We start from the raw sequence: 17,993 nt of genomic DNA, 5'->3' as shown, positions 1-17,993 counted from the left end.
GTTACCGAATCAAGTTTTTAAGAAGAACGTTTCGCTCTTTGCTCAATTTTTTTATACGATCAATGATAATTTCTGGCGCATCGTATTTCAATTCTTCATACACAATCTCCTTGTAGCGGTTGATGGACAAGTCCCAATCGCTGTCCTTGATTTCTTCAAACGGCACTAAAAAAGACTGCGAGGCACGGTCGCTATAATCGTGCGTACAGGTATTTTCGAGAAATTTATCCCACCTTAAATTTTCGGGTAAATCGTGTACATGCAACAATTCTCCGTTTTCAGCATGCATTTTTTTAAAATAGGGGCTTTTCAGGTAGCGGTAATGATCTAATAACTGCGGCAGATTAAATTTTTCATGCGCTTCTGCTGCACTTAGTGCCTTTGAGCCGTCGCCAAAAGCAAAATCGTCGAACAAGGCTTCGTCTACCAATAGCTGTCGTTTATCATCCAATGATTTTCCATCTTGCAACATATCATAGAACCAGACATAATCTGTACCGCCCGAACCTGTTTTTGTAAATATCATAATGGCTGTACTAACTCCTGCGTAAGGTTTAAAAACCCCGCTGGGCATAGAGATTACGGCCTCTAATTTATGGTTCGTCACGATTTCTTCACGTATACTTTTATGCGCTTTGCCACTTCCAAAGAGTACCCCGTCAGGTACGATTACGGCAGCACGGCCACCCGTTTTCAATTGGCGTAGCATCAGGGCTAAAAACAACAGCTCAGTCTTGGTGGTATTGGTTACGTTTTTGAGTCCGGGCGAAATACTTTCCTTATCTATTGTTCCCTTAAAGGGTGGGTTTGCCAATACCAAAGTATAGGCATCGGTAATGGTATTGTCTTTGGAGACCGCATCCACATCGATAATATTGGGTTCTTCTACACCATGCAGATAAAGGTTCATAGAGGCAATACGTAACATGGTAGCATCGAACTCCATACCGTTGAACATTTTCTTGTTGATAAAATCGGCATGTTTGTCCAGTTCGGTTACGCCATATTGCTTGTCGATATATTCTTTGGCAGCCACTAAAAAACCAGCGGTACCCGCCGATGGGTCACAAATACTATCTTCCAAAGTAGGCTGCATTAGTTCTACCATCAATTTTATAATATGCCGAGGGGTACGAAACTGGCCAGCAGTCCCACCGCCTTCAAGCTTGGAAAGTAGATACTCATAGATATCGCCTTTAGTATCTTGATTTTCCATAGGCAGCCGTTCCAATTTCTCGATGACCTGATCAAGAACGGCAGGTTTTGAAATACCGAAAGTGGCTCCTTTCATGTAGGTACTAAAGAGACTTTTATCTTTACCCAATGAGCGAATAAAAGGAAACACCCCATCGACCGTATTACTAAAAATAGCATGGCGAGGATTTACATCCATCTGTCGAAGGTTTTTCCAACGAAAATCTTGTTGGTCTTCGCTAAAGATAGGGGTGTACTTAAACCCACGTTTGGCCTTTAGTTCATTTCGCGTCTCGATCTCATCAAGGTTTTTAATAAAGATAAGGTAGGTCAGTTGCTCTACGATGGTAATGGTGTTCGTGATGCCACCTGTCCAAAAGGTATTCCAAATTTGGTCTATTTGTGATTTTAGGTCTCCTGTGATCATTTAGTTTATGATTTCAAATTTTACTGCGTAATGACTATATAAATGTTTTGTTCTGGGGTTTGAATTAGTATCCTCTTGAAGAATATTGATTTTCTGCCCTATTTGAAATTTACCATGAACATAACCATAATTCAAAAGGTACTTCCCACAATAATAATTGTTTGCTTCGTCTTGATTGATTTGCCCTTCCAAAAGAGAAGCATCCGTTTTTTGCTCTTTTCTGGACCATTTTGCCGAATTGGTTTTCTTATTAGGGTTATTATCAATATAGTTTTTCATCCAATCCAATATGTCCAGTAGCAAATAAATGCTGCTTATATAAAGGTGGTTCGTTTCACTATTGGCAAGGTATTCATCTGCTTCTAATTTACTTCCAACATTATGGGATGCATCTTGGGTCAACGTTGTCAATCTAAAAATACTTTCAGCAACCATGGGATGAATTAAAACTTCGTTGTAAGTATATCCTGAATTCTTTCCGGTCAGAAAGTAACTTGACCCGTTTATTGAACCCTGCCCCTTGATTATTTCGTCTGGTATAACGCCTATTTCATTGAGTTTAGAGAAAAGTGCTTCTATGATTTTGCGCATGGGATTAAGCATATCCTCAGCTCTAGATAAACTTTCAGGGTGTTCGATATGTTGTATTAAGCCTAAAAGCCTTTCAAAGTGCTTTCTCCCAATATATTCATCCGAACAAATTTTAAATGGATTTTGGTACTTATGCTTCAGTTTCGTCAATGTTCTATTCCTACAGGATTCAACCAACATTTTGAAAAGAACATCCTCATCTTCGTCTTTACCCTTTTCAAATACGTATTGAAAGGCATTGTTGAATTCAGGTGATGCATAGGTTTTTGCCTGTCCTGTCAAGACAAAGTAAGCAAGTGATTTATCTAAATCCCTAATTCTATCTTTGGTTTGATGCACCCATCTTGTATCTTCAGTACCAGGTGCGTCATCCTCATTTTCAAAGAATTTTGCATCCAATAAGACAGCATCATATTTTGTTGGATTAGTTTCTAAATCACCACATCCGCCATTCATAGATTTATAGGGCCACAATTTTATATCAAAATCTGTGGCCGTTTTATGTATGGCAGCTAGTGACTCATGCTGGTCATCAATCCAAAGAACATTGTATTTATTACTCATTTACTATCGGTGTTATAGGAAAATTGAACTTGAATACAACTGGAAAAACATCATTTTCATCAAGGACTAGTTCCCAATCCGGATTTCCGAAATACTCTGCAATTCTATTAATGTCATATCCGCCTAAGCCACTTCCGTTTTCGGGATTAATAGTTGAAAACTTAGTGACAAATTTCTCTTTGTTGTAGTTTTTCGGGAAAGGTTTCCCGTTATTCATTATTTCAAGATACAAGTAGTCAGGGGTAGCTTTCATTTCAACTACAACTTCATTGGAATCCGCTTTTTGTTCAAAAGCATACTTTGAAGCATTCTCAAGAATGTTATTAATAAGTATCTGAAAAAGTGTCAGATTTGCTGTTATGGCTTTTCCAGACATTTCGGTGGCCGATAAGGAGTCAAACCGTAAAGAATATTTTTCATTAGGCCTTTTTAACCCTTTTAAGAGCTTGTTGATATTTTGAATCGGTATCGTTTCCAATTCATAATTATCCAATGTCAATCCGTTTTCACCCTTTTCAAGAATAACACTGATATGATTAATATCTTCCCTGATTTGAATCAAATCAGTTATTAAGTCAGTTCCATAATGTTTGCCATAATTATCTTTAACCTCGTTGAACGCTTCAGTATCATTACTTTCAAAAAATCGGATTAAGCTTTTTGCATTGGATAGTATGTTCTGTCGTGGTGCACCTAAAGAATGCTTCAATGAGGCAAACTCATCAAAGCTTTTTATTTGTTGTCCATGTACTAAAGCATTTCGCTCTTCCTGAAGGATTTTTAATTTTTGAGATAATTCAAGTATTCCTCTTATTTTGGCCCTTTGTTCTTCTATTGAAGGCACATTGATTTTTATTCTGAAAAAATCTGCTCTATTAATCGCTTGGATTGCTCCTAGGTTTTGAAAGGCAGTTACTTGCTTGATTACCTTTTTGGAATTCAGTTCACTTATTAAATAATGGCTATCCAAATCAGAATTTCTGATTTCAAGAGCCAATATGTCAATTCCGATATAAATTGGTTCGCTTTTATATTCGAACAATGTGGGTTTAAGTGATTTCCATCTTGTAGAAATTAAGATGCAAGATTCTTCAATCTTTCTTGAATGTACGGGCAACTTTCTTTTTTCGATTTTGTCGATGTTCAGTAAATAATCTACATCATCATTTTTTAGATTACCTGTTCTGATGAATTTTCCAAAAGTGTCTTTACCTGCTCTTTCTCCAGAAATAGACTTAACAAGTCTTTTTAAGGGTGTTCCATCAAACTCATCTGCAAAGTACCTTTGAACACTTAGGTTATATTTATTATCCCTAACTTGTTCTAATGGGATATAGCGTAAATAATCTCGATTGCCATTAGATTTTAAATAATTGAGTAGTTTATTCGCGTTCAGACGTTTTTCCTTTCGCCCAATTGTTTCTACGAAATGAGTTCCATCTACTAATCTAATTTCAGATTCTGGGAATCTCTCATTCTTCAATATGAGAATGCATATGGGTATTCCAGTATGTTTCAGAAGCCCTCCTGGCAAAGAAATAATGGTATCTATGTAGCCATTTTCTACTAACCTTTCTCTCATTTTAGCTTCAGAACCACCGCGGTATAGAATGCCTTGTGAACAAATACCAATAACTTGGCCACCGAGATTGATGCAATCTAGCCCTTTTTCTAGTACCCATTGCTCAGCATTCATTTTAGGGTATCTGTAATTACCGGATGAGAGATGTGAATTAATCTTTAGTCCAAATGGTGGATTTGTAACTACTAAATCAAATTTCTTATTTTGAGGCCAGTTATTGATTGAGTCTTCGACCACATATTTCAAATCAAGACTTTTATTTTGTCTCATCAAGCGTAATTTGCCCAAAGCCCAGGTTGATTGAACTATTTCTTGACCATAATAAAATTGATTGTTTTCTAAGTGGGTGGCAAAAGAGGCAAGGCCAGCAAATGGATTATAAACACTTGCTCCACTCGTAAGGTTAGCAATTTCCATTGCAACCTTGCTGATTTCATAGGGCAATAAAAATTCACCCGAAAATTTACCTTGCGAATCAGCCAAACGGAAAAGTAAATCATCAAAAATTTCTTCGAAATTTTCTTCTAGGATATCTATGTTGAATAATGAGAACTGATGTAACAATTCGTCCAAAGTATACTCAGGTATACTTTTAATTATCGGAGAATATACGTCGATAACTTGGGCATACTTTTCTTTTCCTTCGACTGAATGATTAATATAGTTATATAGATTATTTGTGAAATCTACGTAACGCTTCGAAATGATTCCATCATAATAGGCGGAAAGCAAGAACAGATATACATGGTAGTGTTCGGCAGGAATAACACCGCGTAAGATATTCATAGACTTCCACATCTGTTTAGTCACAAATTTTACCTCTTCTATATTTTCGTAATTGTCTTCTCTCATGGTAATTTATTATTCCTCATAAATTAAAATCGTATTGGATTTCAAATTTGAGAATAACGTTTGCAGTACAACTGCACTAGTCAAAATTTTCTAATAATTTTTGAACCCTTTGCTTCATCTTTAGCTTAAAATCAGTTGGGGCCTTTATGATTATGGCCTCTCCGAAAGACAATAATAATTGTTCTAACTCATAGTTGGGTATTACTTCAATTGAAAAGGAATATCCATTTGATGTTTCTGAAATGGTCTTTTGAGAGCCGTGCAAGGGCTTCGTCTTTATATAAGGCTCTAATTGCTTTGTAGCCCATAATTCTATTCTTGTGGGTTCTTCCTCAATAGTCTTTGAAACACCAATAATTTCTTCAAAATATTCATCAAAATCTAACGATTCATTGTCAATGTATTCTATGTTGGAATTTTGTATTTCGTTAATCCTATCCAAAGCAAGGTTGGTCAGGTTTTCGTAATTGCCACTTTTTCCGAATAAAAACCAACGATTATTATAGTTCTTCAAGTGATACGGATGGAATACGATTTTTTGTTCGGTATCACTTTTAAAAGATTGATAGGTTATTTGTAGTGTTTGCTTATAGAGGATGGCATTGAACAGAGGGGTTAAATGTTCGGTGCCCTTTAAAAATTCATTGCGGTCAAAACTGATGATATTATCGGAATGATTCGATAATTTGAAAGTGTCATCAAGTTTGGGAAGTAATTCATTGATCCATTCAAATTGTGGCATTCCCTTAAAGCGTCTCAATACCATCATCGCAGATTTTAATTGTTCAGCCTCTAAGTCGTTTATCGGTTGATTGTTTATCGAAAAGGACAAGTCTTCATAGCGGAAGTACTTTTTTCTTCCATCTTTGATTCTTTCTAATGGAATGTCCCAGCCCTGGGTAGATTCCATAAAGGTAATATCGTCGTATAATTGCCGTCTTTTTATACCCGAAGAATTGGGGTCTAGTTCGGCAATGGCTTCATTACAAATTTCTAAAAGGTCATCTATGTAAAATCTCCTTCCCGGATTTCTGAAGCATCTATCCAATGCTTGATATCGGATTATTGCGTTTTTAGTAATGGCCATTTTGGTTCGGTAACGGTTAGACCTTAAAAATATGAAAACCTGTGCAGACAAACTGCATAAATCAAGGACTTAATCATATCCTGAATAAATACCCTATAAAAAATATGTCATTTCGAATTGTTGCATTCTAACCAAATCTAGGTATCGACGAAGAAAATCTCTTTCAATTTTGAAGATCATTTCGTTTTCTCCCATAAGTACTTCGGTTAAACGTAAAGGTATGATAGCAAAAAGTGCGACAGTCATAGGTTCACTGTATGAAAAAGTCAGAAAGCTGATTTTCAAAACTGAACCTTTCGGCTTTGATTACACAAAACACTTTTTTAAGATGGTTTATGTCCAACCCTTATTTATTTGAACTCCACAACGAATTAATGTGTGATTTGTCGAAATCCAACGTCCTAGCTAAATAGAAAACATAACTTATATGTTTATAAATCATTTTATGGAGGTGGTCGTTTTACATAAGGAAGCTTTTTATGCCCTGTTCAAAAAGGTGGTCGAACATCTTGAAGCGGATAGGAAGGACACCGAGGATAAATGGATCGATGGGGCGGAGGTGATGTCCATACTCAGGATAAAATCTACGACCACATTACAAAAATTAAGGGACGAGGGTAAAATAAGGTACTCCCAACCTCAAAAGAAGATTATCCTTTACGATAGGGAATCGGTCATGGAATATATTGAGAAACACGCCAGAGAAACCTTTTAGTTATGGAAGAAGAAATTAGAGTGGACGAAGATTTTAAAAATTCCTTTAATATGGGCTACCGTGTAGCTCAGGAACTCGATCTAAAAACCCAAATACTTAGGGATCACGAAAAGCTCGTGCCCAATAACCCAATACACTTGGGCATGCAACAGTATATTGATGAAGCCAAACTAGCTATCAACATCAAAAAGAAAGAATCTTTAAATCAAAGTACAGATGATACACTAAAAAGGAAAAAAGGAAAATCCCGTGGGAGAGGGCCGAGCTTTTAATTGCCGGAAGATTCGATAAAACTCAATTTGTTGCCGAGCAATACGTTTCCATTACTTCAAAAATATCCCTATAAGTATATTTGTCCACCAGCGAAAGATCAAATTCGCTAGCGAAATTACATAAGAGTAGTTTGAGTTCTTCCATAACATCCTCCTCCAATCCACTTGCATTAGGCTCATAGATTTTATAGGCAAGAGACCTCCCGAATTCAGTATCGAATTTCTTTTCCGAATAGGTATCACAATCACCTAAAAAGTTCTCGAAATAGCACATGTATTTTTGGTCCAGGCCCCAAAAGTATAGTGCGGTAAGTTCGTCTTTTTCCAAGCTGTTTTTGAACCGCCATAACTTTTCAAATAGGCCAAGTCTGATTTCATAGGGCAAGTCAAATCCATAGTGATTGACGCTTCTTAACAAGTCGGTAATAACCCTTTCATTTGATGGCGGTTCGAAGGAAAAAGCCATCAAAAGTTTACGAAGAACCGACTTTTTAAAATAGGCTACGGTAGCCGAATTGACCTCTTTCGTAATGAACATTTTGTCGCTGATACTGATCAAAGGGCTTTAAATTTTAGAGATGTTTGCAGATTAAAATCTTGAGATTACCCAAAGATACCCAGTAAAGAAATTATCCGAGGATGCTATTCACAATTTAACTTTTGCACCCAATCGTATGTTCCCCAAGCCGTTGCGGAAGTCGCACAAACCCTCTACTCCAATCCTCCCGAGCAGGCGACCTTTGGCCGACCGCTTTCGGTCGTCTTTCCGTTCCAGTTTTGCCCGACACCCTCGCGGCCGCGCAAAAGAACAAGCGGCGAAAAGGCCGCTTGCCCTTTTCTCCCCCTACCCACAAAAAGCCTGAACATTTCCGTATTTCCTTCCATTTTTTCAACACCATATTAGACCAGATAAATCTACTTGCTGTACCCATTTATATTGATATGGCCTTATATGATTTATCAGGTTAAATAACTGATTATAAGTTATTTATATTCAATATTAATCACTTATATTTATCCGTGAAACGGATAGCGAGGTGCATTCTGAGTAACTCAGAATTGTCTACTTCTTGCGAAGTGTTTTGCTTTGAAAAGCAATAAAAATGAAAGAACGGAAAAGAGGCCGAAAACGATTGGGAAACAAGAAGCGTTACCATAACATCATGCTGCGGTTCAACGATACGGAATATGATAAATTGAGACAACTATGCCAATCCTATAATCTGGATATTTCGCAAAGGGGAACGATAAGTCCGCTTTTAAGAAGATTGGTTTTGCAAAGTGAATCCGAAGAAAAGGATATGCTCCCCGACACCTCAAACCTTGCCTACCATATCAATAAAATTGGCAACAATATCAACCAACTGGTAAAGATCGCGCACCACAAGAACCTAAGAAGTCCGAACAGTAGTTTGCAAAACGAGATACAAAGAACAAACGAATTGCTTTGTGCACTTTTGGAAATTATGAGGGAAGATAAATCGAGATGATAGCGAAAATCATTTACGGCGAAACCTGTACCGGAACATTGAACTATGTCCTCGGCAAGGAAGGTATGCAAGTACTCGGTTACGGCAATACGTTTTCCCAAAGTATATCGCCAAAGTTCTTCGGGAGCGTTCTGTATTTTCAGGGACAGCGCAACGCCACCAAGAACCGCTATGCACATATCAGCCTGAACCTTCCGCACGGGGAACATCTGGATGATAAGACCTTTTATAAAATTTCCGAGGAATATATGGAAAACATGGGCTTTGGTCACCAGCCCTATGTTGTCGTACGGCACACGGATACGAAACACGAACACGTCCATATAGTAACGACCACGGTCAAGGAAGATGGCAAAGTACTCGGAATTTTCAATAGCCATATAAGGAGCATGGCGACACGGCAGCTCTTGGAGAAAAAGTACGACCTCAAACCGGCTCCGACAACGAAACGGAAAGAACAACTCCCGGTTCACAGGTTACCCCAACTTCAGTTTACAATGAACGCGGAAAAGGGAACGAAATATTACCTGCAAGATGTACTCAATAGTATCAACCAAAAATACAAGGTGCGCAGTTTCGATCAACTGGCCAGACTGGTCAAGCCCTATCACATCGAAATAAAACAGACCAAGAACGAATCGGGAAGGATAGGTGTAAAATACGGACTAAACAACCAAAAGGGGTATCGGACAAATTTCATCAACGGTTCCGAGGTACACCGTAACCTAAGCGGCCCGAAACTACAAAAGGTATTCGATATTCATTCCAAATCGAAGCTGTTGCCGATGCACCGAAAAAGACTGCTGAAACAGTTGGAGACGACCTATGACCTTTTCCAGACCATCCGACCGCATGACTTACAAGAAGTACTCAAGGATTATCAGGATATCGACATCAAACTGGACAAGAATGAAGACGTTATCGAGGGATTTACCTTCTATGACAAATCGATGTATGTTTTCAGGGCAAGGGAGCTCGGTAAGAACGTTCGGATGCAGAATCGTTTGGACATTTTCGGCAATGGGGACAAACCTACTCAAATCGATATCGAAAGTAAACAGTTCAGATTGGAAGTCCAAAAAGTCATACAAGAGGCATTGACGACATCTTACCTAAAAACCTCGAAACAGAATGGGTTGCTATCGGAACATATCGGCGATATGAAATTCAAGGATATCGTTATGGGACTGTTGGCCTCGAAAAAGTATAATTTTTTGGAACGTTACATCCCAAAAGATAAAAGGACGAAATTTAGGAAGGTGGTGGAAAATGTTTTTCCTATGGTCAGGGAAAGATTATATGAACTTGAGAGCAAAAAGGAAAAGCAAACCTTGGAAAGCAAATTCGAGCTTATCGGAAAGATATTGGAAAAAGATGTTTTCGATGTAGGCACGAAACAAGGTAGTGTTCGTCTTTTGTTTCAAGCTTTGGGCGTAAGGTATCATGATAACAAGTTATCGTTTACCCTTTCGAACAAGCACACGGTTCCTGTTCCTTTGGGGCACTTGCCTTTCCCCGAGAGGATGGAACAATATGTATCCGCGGGATTCGTCCGCCAAAATCATTTGATACTAGAAATGTTATCGGAGCAATCTTCTGAAAATAGCCCCAAGATGACGGCATCGGCCATTTTCCTGCCGATGATTTTTCCTAAACTGTATGATAGAATGAATCCCGATTACAAAAAGCATTATGAAAGTGTCGCATTGGGTTCCTATGTGAAAAATGCCGAACGGATGCACGCTCCCTTTGAAAAATCCCCGAAGGACTATATTGCCCTTTTCAATGCCAAAGGGTTCTATTTTGTAAAAGGGGAGAAAGGTTTCGAGGTCAAATCCATTTATACGGACAATAGGACAAGTTGCCCATTGCCGAAAAGAACGAGCCAATATTTGAGTTCAATGCCCGATTTGAACAAAGCATTAAAAGAACAGCAACCCGTCATCAATGGGCTTGTTGAAGAAGGCCGGAACAACCATAAAAACCTATGGGCGGGTCATCTCATGGAAAGAGGGCTATATGATAAGGTCGCCTTTTTGCTAACGGCTGAAAAAGTCTATCCGAACCTGCATCGGGAAATGGTGCAGCACCATATGGACAACGGACTTCGCGAAAGCATGAACTTGGCATCAGTGAGGCAAACCAATATTCAACAAAACCGACTGCTCAGAAAAGGCGCTTATGCGGTTAGTTCATTAATGGGCGGTAGCGGCAAGAAAACCGAAGAAGTCTATAACGGGTTCAAAGATGAATTTACGGATTTCACAAAATCTAAAAGGAAAGGTAAGGGTATTGGGCTTTCATTCTAAATTTCATTTTACATTCTTAATCCCAAGAGCGTTTATTAAATAAAACTTCTCATAATTTCTGATTATTTTTTCATCCATTGCTTTACCCAAAATTTCCTTAAAGCCAAAAAACGAATCTTAAAATTTTGTAAATTTGCCAAACAAATGAAAGAAGCCTTGCGAAAAATAACATCCATTGCGATGGCACTTATAGTGTTGTTCTCTACCATGTCGTTTTCGGTAGACATGCACTATTGTGGCGACCATTTGGTAGATTTTAGCCTTTATGATAAGGTCGATACTTGCATGATGAAGGCCGAAATGACCAAAACTTCCGGTTCCTGTGAGGTTATGGAAATGGAGATGGACTGTTGTACCGACGTCAAAGTCGTAGTTGAAGGACAAGATGATCTGAAAATTTCTTTCGATCAACTCACCTTTGACCAACAAGTGTTTGTTGCCTCTTTTGTATATTCCTATATAAGCCGCTTTGAAGGATTCAATAAAGATGTAGTTCCTTTTAAAGACTATGCGCCCCCACCCCTGATACGGGATGTTCAAATCCTAGATCAGACTTTCCTTATTTGATTTTTAGACAGTAACTTTTTCGCCCTGCGGTATTTCCGTTTTGGGCTCGTTTTGTTGTGGTCTTTTTTCAGAACTACATCAAGACCAGCTTTTGTATAACTGTCTAATTATCATTCTATATGCTCAATAAAAGCATAAAATTTTTAATCGAGAACAAACTCGTTTCGGTACTGATGCTCGCTCTATTTGTGGGTTGGGGTATTGTAAATGCACCTTTTGGTTGGGAAACTGGCATTCTGCCTAGTAACCCTGTGGCCGTAGATGCCATACCCGATATTGGCGAAAATCAGCAAATCGTCTTTACCAAATGGCAAGGACGTTCGCCACAGGATATTGAAGACCAAATTACCTATCCGCTTACCACTTCCTTATTGGGAATACCAGGGGTAAAAACCATTAGAAGTTCCTCAATGTTCGGGTTTTCGAGCATCTATATCATTTTTGAAGAAGATATAGAATTCTACTGGTCACGAAGTCGAATTCTTGAAAAACTCAACTCACTTCCAAGCGGTCTATTGCCAGATGGTGTTAACCCAGCTTTAGGACCAGATGCCACGGGATTGGGACAGATTTTCTGGTACACATTAGAAGGCCGTGATAAGGATGGCAATGTTACAGGTGGATGGGACTTACAGGAACTTCGTAGCATCCAAGATTATTACGTGAAATATGCCTTGTCATCTGCAAGCGGTGTTTCAGAAGTTGCCTCTATTGGTGGTTATGTTCAAGAATATCAAGTGGACGTGAATCCAGAATTGATGCGCCAGTACAACATTGGGCTATCTGATATTGTAAAAGCCGTTAAACATAGTAATCAGGATATCGGTGCTCAGACTTTGGAAATGAACCAAGCTGAATATCTGGTTCGTGGTCTAGGTTATGTAAAGTCCATAGAAGATATAGAAAACGCGGTAGTTACCTCTAAAGAATTCACTTCTATCAGGATAAAGGATGTGGGCAAAGTCCATTTAGGTCCAGCTACAAGACGCGGTATTCTTGACAAAGAGGGTGCTGAAGTTGTCGGCGGTGTGGTTGTGGCTCGATATGGTGCAAATCCTATGGAAGTCATTAACAACGTTAAAGACCAAATCAACGATTTAAGTGCTGGACTTCCTTCTAAAGAATTGGCCGATGGTCGCACTTCACAAGTTACCATAGTTCCGTTTTATGACCGAACCGAACTCATTCAAGAAACTTTAGGTACGCTGAATGAAGCGTTAACGCTCGAAATTTTAATTACAATTCTGGTCATTATCATAATGGTCTTTAACCTACGAGCCTCTGTTTTAATTTCTGGTCTATTACCTGTTGCGGTATTGATGGTTTTTATTGCGATGAAACTTTTCGATGTAGATGCAAACATTGTAGCACTTTCAGGAATCGCTATTGCCATAGGCACAATGGTCGATGTGGGCGTAATTCTTTCCGAGAATATTATCAGGCATTTGGATATGGAAAACACCGATTCCGAAGGAAATAAACTGCCGATAAACACAGTAGTTTACAATGCTACAACAGAAGTATCAGGTGCAATCCTTACAGCGGTGTTAACCACAATTATCAGCTTTATTCCTGTCTTTACAATGGTAGGTGCCGAAGGGAAACTTTTCCGTCCATTAGCCTTTACAAAAACAATGGCACTCACGGCATCTATTATCGTCGCACTATTTTTAATCCCACCATTTGCGGCCTTTTTATTCCGAAAGAAAAGCCTAAAAAATCCATTTAAGTATATCCTAAATATTTCTTTGATAATTGCAGGTATAATAGCAATGATATATGGGTTCTGGTTAGGTATTATATTGATAGCCTTTGGTGCTTCGGGAATTGCTGGACTACAAGGAAAGCTGACCGAAAAGAAGGCAAATTTGGTCAACATCATCATTTCGTCGGTAGCCATTGTTTTCCTATTAGCGGAATACTGGCGACCATTGGGCTTTGACCGAAGCATTGCGATGAACCTCATTTTTGTGAGTATTGTTTGTTTTGGATTACTAGGTACATTTTGGGTCTTCCGCAAATATTATACAAGAATTTTAAGATGGGCTTTACGGAATAAATTTCTATTTCTTTCCGTACCAACGGCTATAATCATATTCGGTGTTCTTATAATGCAGAATACAGGTAAGGAATTTATGCCTTCATTAAACGAGGGTTCGTTCCTGTTAATGCCAACATCTTTACCACACGCAGGGGTTGAAGAAAACAAACGAATTCTACAACAATTGGATATGGCAGTCGCCACTATCCCTGAAATAAAAACGGTCGTTGGTAAGTCTGGACGAACGGAATCCGCTCTAGACCCTGCACCCCTATCGATGTATGAAAATATCATTCAGTACAAGTCTGAATATATGATGAACTCGGAAGGAAAACGAGAGCGTTATAAAGTCAATGATGATGGTCTTTTTGTTCTCAAAAATGGTAGGTTAATTATCAATCCAAATAATGAAATAGAGGAAGGTGAAAACTATGAAGCATCCCAATTACAGACAACAGTTACACGAGATGAATTGATTATTGACGATGATGGTGAGTACTATCGAAATTGGCGTCCTGAAATCAAAAGTCCAGCTGATATCTGGAATGAAATCGTTCGGGTCACAAAACTACCCGGCATTACTTCAGCACCAAAGTTACAGCCCATTGAAACTAGATTAGTGATGTTACAGACAGGAATGCGAGCGCCGATGGGTATTAAAGTCAAAGGCCAGAATTTGAGCGAAATCGAAGATTTTGGTCTTCAGCTTGAAGCAGTTCTTAAACAGGCTGAAGGGGTCAAAGAACAAGCTGTATTTGCAGACAGAATCGTAGGTAAGCCTTATTTGCTAATTGATATTGACAGAGAGCAACTGGCCCGGTACGGTATTTCAATAATGCAGGTTCAGGAAATTTTGCAAGTAGCCGTTGGCGGAATGCCTCTAACTCAAACCGTGGAAGGTCGGGAACGTTATGCGGTACGTGTACGCTATCCTCGGGAATTGCGAGAAAACCCCACGGACTTGAAGAATATTTACGTACCTGTGGAAAAAGGAAATCCTGTTCCTCTGGGTGAGTTGGTAGATATTCGTTACGAACAAGGCCCACAGGTTATAAAAAGTGAAGATACCTTTTTAGTGGGTTATGTCCTTTTTGATAAACTGGACGGTTTTGCCGAAGTAGATGTCGTAGAAAATGCCCAAGCGTTAATAAAAGCAAAAATCGATAATGGCGAATTAACCGTTCCAAAAGGTATCAACTACCAGTTTACGGGAACGTATGAAAATCAATTACGCGCAGAGAAAACATTATCCGTGGTTGTTCCATTGGCACTTGTCATTATCTTTTTGATTCTTTATTTCCAATTCCGTTCGGTAGCTACATCTTTAATGGTATTTACGGGAATTGCGGTTGCCTTCGCAGGTGGTTTCTTAATGATATGGTTCTATGGTCAAGACTGGTTTTTAAACTTCAATTTCTTTGGCGAAAATCTGCGGGACTTGTTTCAGATGCATACTATAAATCTAAGTGTAGCAGTATGGGTAGGATTCATTGCGCTGTTTGGTATTGCTACTGATGATGGTGTTGTGATGGCGACCTACCTCACACAAACGTTTGACCGAAATACACCTGAAAACAAGAATGAAATTCGTGATTCGATAGTAGAAGCTGGCGAAAAGCGAATTCGTCCTTGCTTGATGACAACGGCAACAACCATACTAGCACTATTGCCCATTTTGACATCAACTGGTCGAGGAAGCGATATAATGATACCGATGGCCATACCAAGTTTCGGTGGGATGCTTATAGCATTGATTACGCTGTTTGTTGTTCCTGTGCTATTCAGTATGAAAAAAGAGTTTCAACTAAAACAAGCGAGCAAATGAAAAATATAATAATCATAGTATGTCTTTTGCTTGTTTCCGCTTTTGCGAAAGCACAAGAACTGCAATCCTATATTCAAGAAGCAGAGGCGAACAATCCAGATATCCAAGCGTATGAATTGCGGTATAATATTGCCCGAGAAAAGGCAAGTGAAGTCAATACGTTGCCCAACACTACAATTAGTGCTGGTTATTTTGTGAGCGAACCCGAAACCCGAACAGGTGCGCAACGTGCGCGTTTTTCAATATCCCAAATGTTGCCTTGGTTCGGAACAATTACCGCTAGGGAAAATTATGCTAGTTCAATGGCAGAAACGGAATTTGTGGAAATTGCCATTGCGAAACGCAAATTGGCACTTTCGGTTGCACAATCGTATTACCGTTTATATGCTAATAAAGCGAAGCAAAATGTATTGGACAATAATATTCAGTTATTGCAAACCTATGAGCGGTTGGCATTGACATCAGTTGAAGTTGGAAAAGCTTCGGCTGTTGATGTGCTACGTTTGCAAATTCGACAAAATGAACTGCAACAACAAAAGGAAGTTTTACAGGAAGAATATCTCTCAGAACAAACTGTGTTCAATAATCTGTTGAATCGTAAAGAAGATATAGTCGTTGAAGTTGTTACAGAAATGATGATTCCTACGGAAGACCCTATTCTGAGCAATGAAGGATTGACGCTTAATCCCGAACTGCTCAAATACGACAAACTCTATAAATCCGTAGAGCAATCAGAACTTTTAAATCAAAAAGAAAGTGCGCCAAATCTAGGATTTGGGCTAGACTATGTTCCCGTGGCAGAGCGACCAGCGATGAACTTTAACGATAACGGAAAGGATATAGTAATGCCAATGGTTACGCTTTCCATTCCCATTTTCAATAATAAGTATAGTTCTGTTTCTAAGCAAAATAAGTTGCGACAACAGGAAATAGAATCGCAAAAAAAAGAACGATTAAATACGTTAGAAACTGCTTTCGCAAAGGCAAAATCACAACGTAATCAAGCACGGATAAAATTCAATACTCAGGAAAAAAATCTAAAACAGGCAAAGGATGCTGAAGAAATTCTGATAAAGAATTACGAAACGGGTACCATAGATTTTAACGATGTGCTAGACATACAGGAATTACAACTAAAATTTCAAATTAATCAAATCGTGTCGGTACAAATGTACTATGTACAATCTGCCGTCATCAATTATTTAATAAATCAATAATCTAAAATTATAACAATGAAAACACTATTTAAGACAACAGTATTAATGCTTGCTATCGCAAGTTTGGTTTCGTGTAAAAATGAAACAAAAAATGACAATAAAAATTCGGATTTCGTTACTGAGACTGCCAAGACAGCTGGATTAATCTTTAATGATGATAAGGTTGGAAAACAATTTCAACACTACATTCATTTAAAAACTGCATTGGTAAACTCAGATTTCAATGAGGCTCAATCCGGGGCAAAAATGTTAATGGAAAACACGGATGATGCAGACCTAAAAGGTATGCTCTCTAAAATTTCAGAAACAACTGATATCGAAGCACAACGTACCATATTTTCCGATGTTACGGAAAAGATGACTGATGTGGTAGCTGCATCACTTTCTAGTGGTGAGGTCTATAAACAATTTTGCCCAATGGCCTTTAACAACAAAGGCGGTTACTGGCTGTCTAAAGAAGAGGAAATCCGCAATCCATACTTCGGGAATAAGATGTTGAAATGTGGTAAAGTCACAGAAACTTTGAAGTAATCAACTATGGGTCGTTTATCAGAACAAATTCTTGTCTTAGTGTCATTTGCCTTATTAGTGGTTGGTTGTAATTCAGGCAATCAGAATACCGAAGTAAAATACTCAGGTGCATTGCGCTCAATGATGTCTGGTAATTTACAAGCGACTGCTTATTTGGACTCGCTTTCAAAAAAGCCTCATTTATATGCATTGGGTGCTTTTGAAAATTTGAAAGGTGAGATTCAAATTTTTGACGGCAAGGCATTTAACTCAACTGTGCAATCTGGAAATCTTGTGTTTGATAAAACCTTCGATAAAAAGGCATCGCTCATTGTATATGCTGAAATATCCAGTTGGCAGAATATTGAAATTCCAAGTGCAATTAATTCTTCAAAGAAATTAGAAACATTTATTGAAAAACAGGCAAATCAGTTAGGCATCGATGCTGAAAAGCCTATTCCGTTTTTAATTGAAGGAAAGGCGAAATCATTAAGTTGGCACGTCATCAATTGGAAGGATGGCGATACTGAACACACCCATCAAAAGCATAAGGAATCTGGTTTAAATGGTGTTGAGGAAAATAAGAAAGTTGAAATTATAGGTTTCTTTTCCAAATCGCATCAAGCGGTATTTACTCATCATACTACCTTTTTGCATATGCATTTTAAAAGTCAAAATGAAGAATTGGCCGGACACGTTGATGAATTAATATTGGGTACTGATATGATATTGAAATTACCAAAAGGCTAA

Annotated in this window: 14 protein-coding genes; 9 read left to right on the top strand and 5 right to left on the bottom strand. The window is 38.5% G+C overall.

The annotated features are described in order from the left end of the window. Window position 1 precedes the first annotated feature (1 nt). The 4 genes from ACKWCC_RS04980 to ACKWCC_RS04965 all read right to left on the bottom strand — a co-directional run bounded on the left by ACKWCC_RS04980 (window position 2) and on the right by ACKWCC_RS04965 (window position 6,297). Window positions 2-1,621, bottom strand: coding sequence for a type I restriction-modification system subunit M (locus tag ACKWCC_RS04980; RefSeq protein WP_413994813.1), 1,620 nt, complete (start codon window positions 1,619-1,621; stop codon window positions 2-4). Next, window positions 1,622-2,776 carry a hypothetical protein gene (locus ACKWCC_RS04975; protein ID WP_413994812.1) on the bottom strand — a complete coding sequence of 385 codons (1,155 nt, stop codon included), beginning with the start codon at window positions 2,774-2,776 and terminating at the stop codon, window positions 1,622-1,624. Continuing rightward, window positions 2,769-5,210 carry an N-6 DNA methylase gene (locus ACKWCC_RS04970; protein WP_413994811.1) on the bottom strand — a complete coding sequence of 814 codons (2,442 nt, stop codon included), beginning with the start codon at window positions 5,208-5,210 and terminating at the stop codon, window positions 2,769-2,771. The genes ACKWCC_RS04975 and ACKWCC_RS04970 overlap by 8 nt, the downstream gene beginning before the upstream one ends. A 76-nt stretch (window positions 5,211-5,286) precedes the next feature. Beyond that, window positions 5,287-6,297, bottom strand: a complete 1,011-nt coding sequence (locus tag ACKWCC_RS04965; protein WP_413994810.1) for a helix-turn-helix transcriptional regulator — start codon at window positions 6,295-6,297, stop codon at window positions 5,287-5,289. Between the two features lie 427 nt (window positions 6,298-6,724). Here ACKWCC_RS04965 and ACKWCC_RS04960 point away from each other — a divergent pair, with 427 nt between their 5' ends. Both ACKWCC_RS04960 and ACKWCC_RS04955 read left to right on the top strand, forming a co-directional pair. Next, on the top strand, window positions 6,725-7,012 hold the full coding sequence (locus ACKWCC_RS04960; protein WP_413994809.1) for a helix-turn-helix domain-containing protein: 288 nt from the start codon (window positions 6,725-6,727) through the stop codon (window positions 7,010-7,012). Between the two features lie 2 nt (window positions 7,013-7,014). Then, window positions 7,015-7,284: a hypothetical protein gene (locus ACKWCC_RS04955; RefSeq protein ID WP_413994808.1), complete on the top strand. Its 270-nt coding sequence runs from the start codon at window positions 7,015-7,017 to the stop codon at window positions 7,282-7,284. A gap of 22 nt (window positions 7,285-7,306) precedes the next feature. Here ACKWCC_RS04955 and ACKWCC_RS04950 read toward each other — a convergent pair whose 3' ends face one another. Continuing rightward, window positions 7,307-7,843 (bottom strand): hypothetical protein, encoded by a 537-nt coding sequence (locus ACKWCC_RS04950; RefSeq protein ID WP_413994807.1) that lies wholly within the window; start codon window positions 7,841-7,843, stop codon window positions 7,307-7,309. 544 nt (window positions 7,844-8,387) lie between these two features. Between ACKWCC_RS04950 and ACKWCC_RS04945 the strand changes: the two genes are divergently transcribed. The 7 genes from ACKWCC_RS04945 to ACKWCC_RS04915 all read left to right on the top strand — a co-directional run bounded on the left by ACKWCC_RS04945 (window position 8,388) and on the right by ACKWCC_RS04915 (window position 17,993). After that, complete coding sequence (locus tag ACKWCC_RS04945) at window positions 8,388-8,774, top strand: hypothetical protein (protein WP_413994806.1); 387 nt, start codon at window positions 8,388-8,390, stop codon at window positions 8,772-8,774. After that, window positions 8,771-11,083: a relaxase/mobilization nuclease domain-containing protein gene (locus ACKWCC_RS04940; protein WP_413994805.1), complete on the top strand. Its 2,313-nt coding sequence runs from the start codon at window positions 8,771-8,773 to the stop codon at window positions 11,081-11,083. The genes ACKWCC_RS04945 and ACKWCC_RS04940 overlap by 4 nt, the downstream gene beginning before the upstream one ends. A gap of 144 nt (window positions 11,084-11,227) precedes the next feature. Next, the gene (locus ACKWCC_RS04935; RefSeq protein ID WP_413994804.1) at window positions 11,228-11,650 is read left to right on the top strand and encodes an HYC_CC_PP family protein; all 423 of its coding nucleotides are present in this window, start codon (window positions 11,228-11,230) and stop codon (window positions 11,648-11,650) included. A 119-nt stretch (window positions 11,651-11,769) separates the two neighbouring features. Further along, window positions 11,770-15,516, top strand: coding sequence for an efflux RND transporter permease subunit (locus ACKWCC_RS04930; RefSeq protein WP_413994803.1), 3,747 nt, complete (start codon window positions 11,770-11,772; stop codon window positions 15,514-15,516). Continuing rightward, window positions 15,513-16,733, top strand: coding sequence for a TolC family protein (locus ACKWCC_RS04925; RefSeq protein WP_413994802.1), 1,221 nt, complete (start codon window positions 15,513-15,515; stop codon window positions 16,731-16,733). Before ACKWCC_RS04930 ends, ACKWCC_RS04925 begins: the two co-directional genes overlap by 4 nt. 15 nt (window positions 16,734-16,748) lie before the next feature. Next, the gene (locus ACKWCC_RS04920; protein ID WP_413994801.1) at window positions 16,749-17,264 is read left to right on the top strand and encodes a DUF3347 domain-containing protein; all 516 of its coding nucleotides are present in this window, start codon (window positions 16,749-16,751) and stop codon (window positions 17,262-17,264) included. A 6-nt stretch (window positions 17,265-17,270) separates the two neighbouring features. After that, the gene (locus ACKWCC_RS04915) at window positions 17,271-17,993 is read left to right on the top strand and encodes an acetolactate decarboxylase (RefSeq protein WP_413994800.1); all 723 of its coding nucleotides are present in this window, start codon (window positions 17,271-17,273) and stop codon (window positions 17,991-17,993) included.

Source organism: Maribacter aquimarinus, from assembly GCF_047345505.1.
Taxonomy (GTDB): Bacteria; Bacteroidota; Bacteroidia; order Flavobacteriales; family Flavobacteriaceae; genus Maribacter.
The sequence above is the reverse complement of the archived record's forward strand: the minus strand, read 5'-3'. Positions and strand labels throughout refer to the sequence as shown.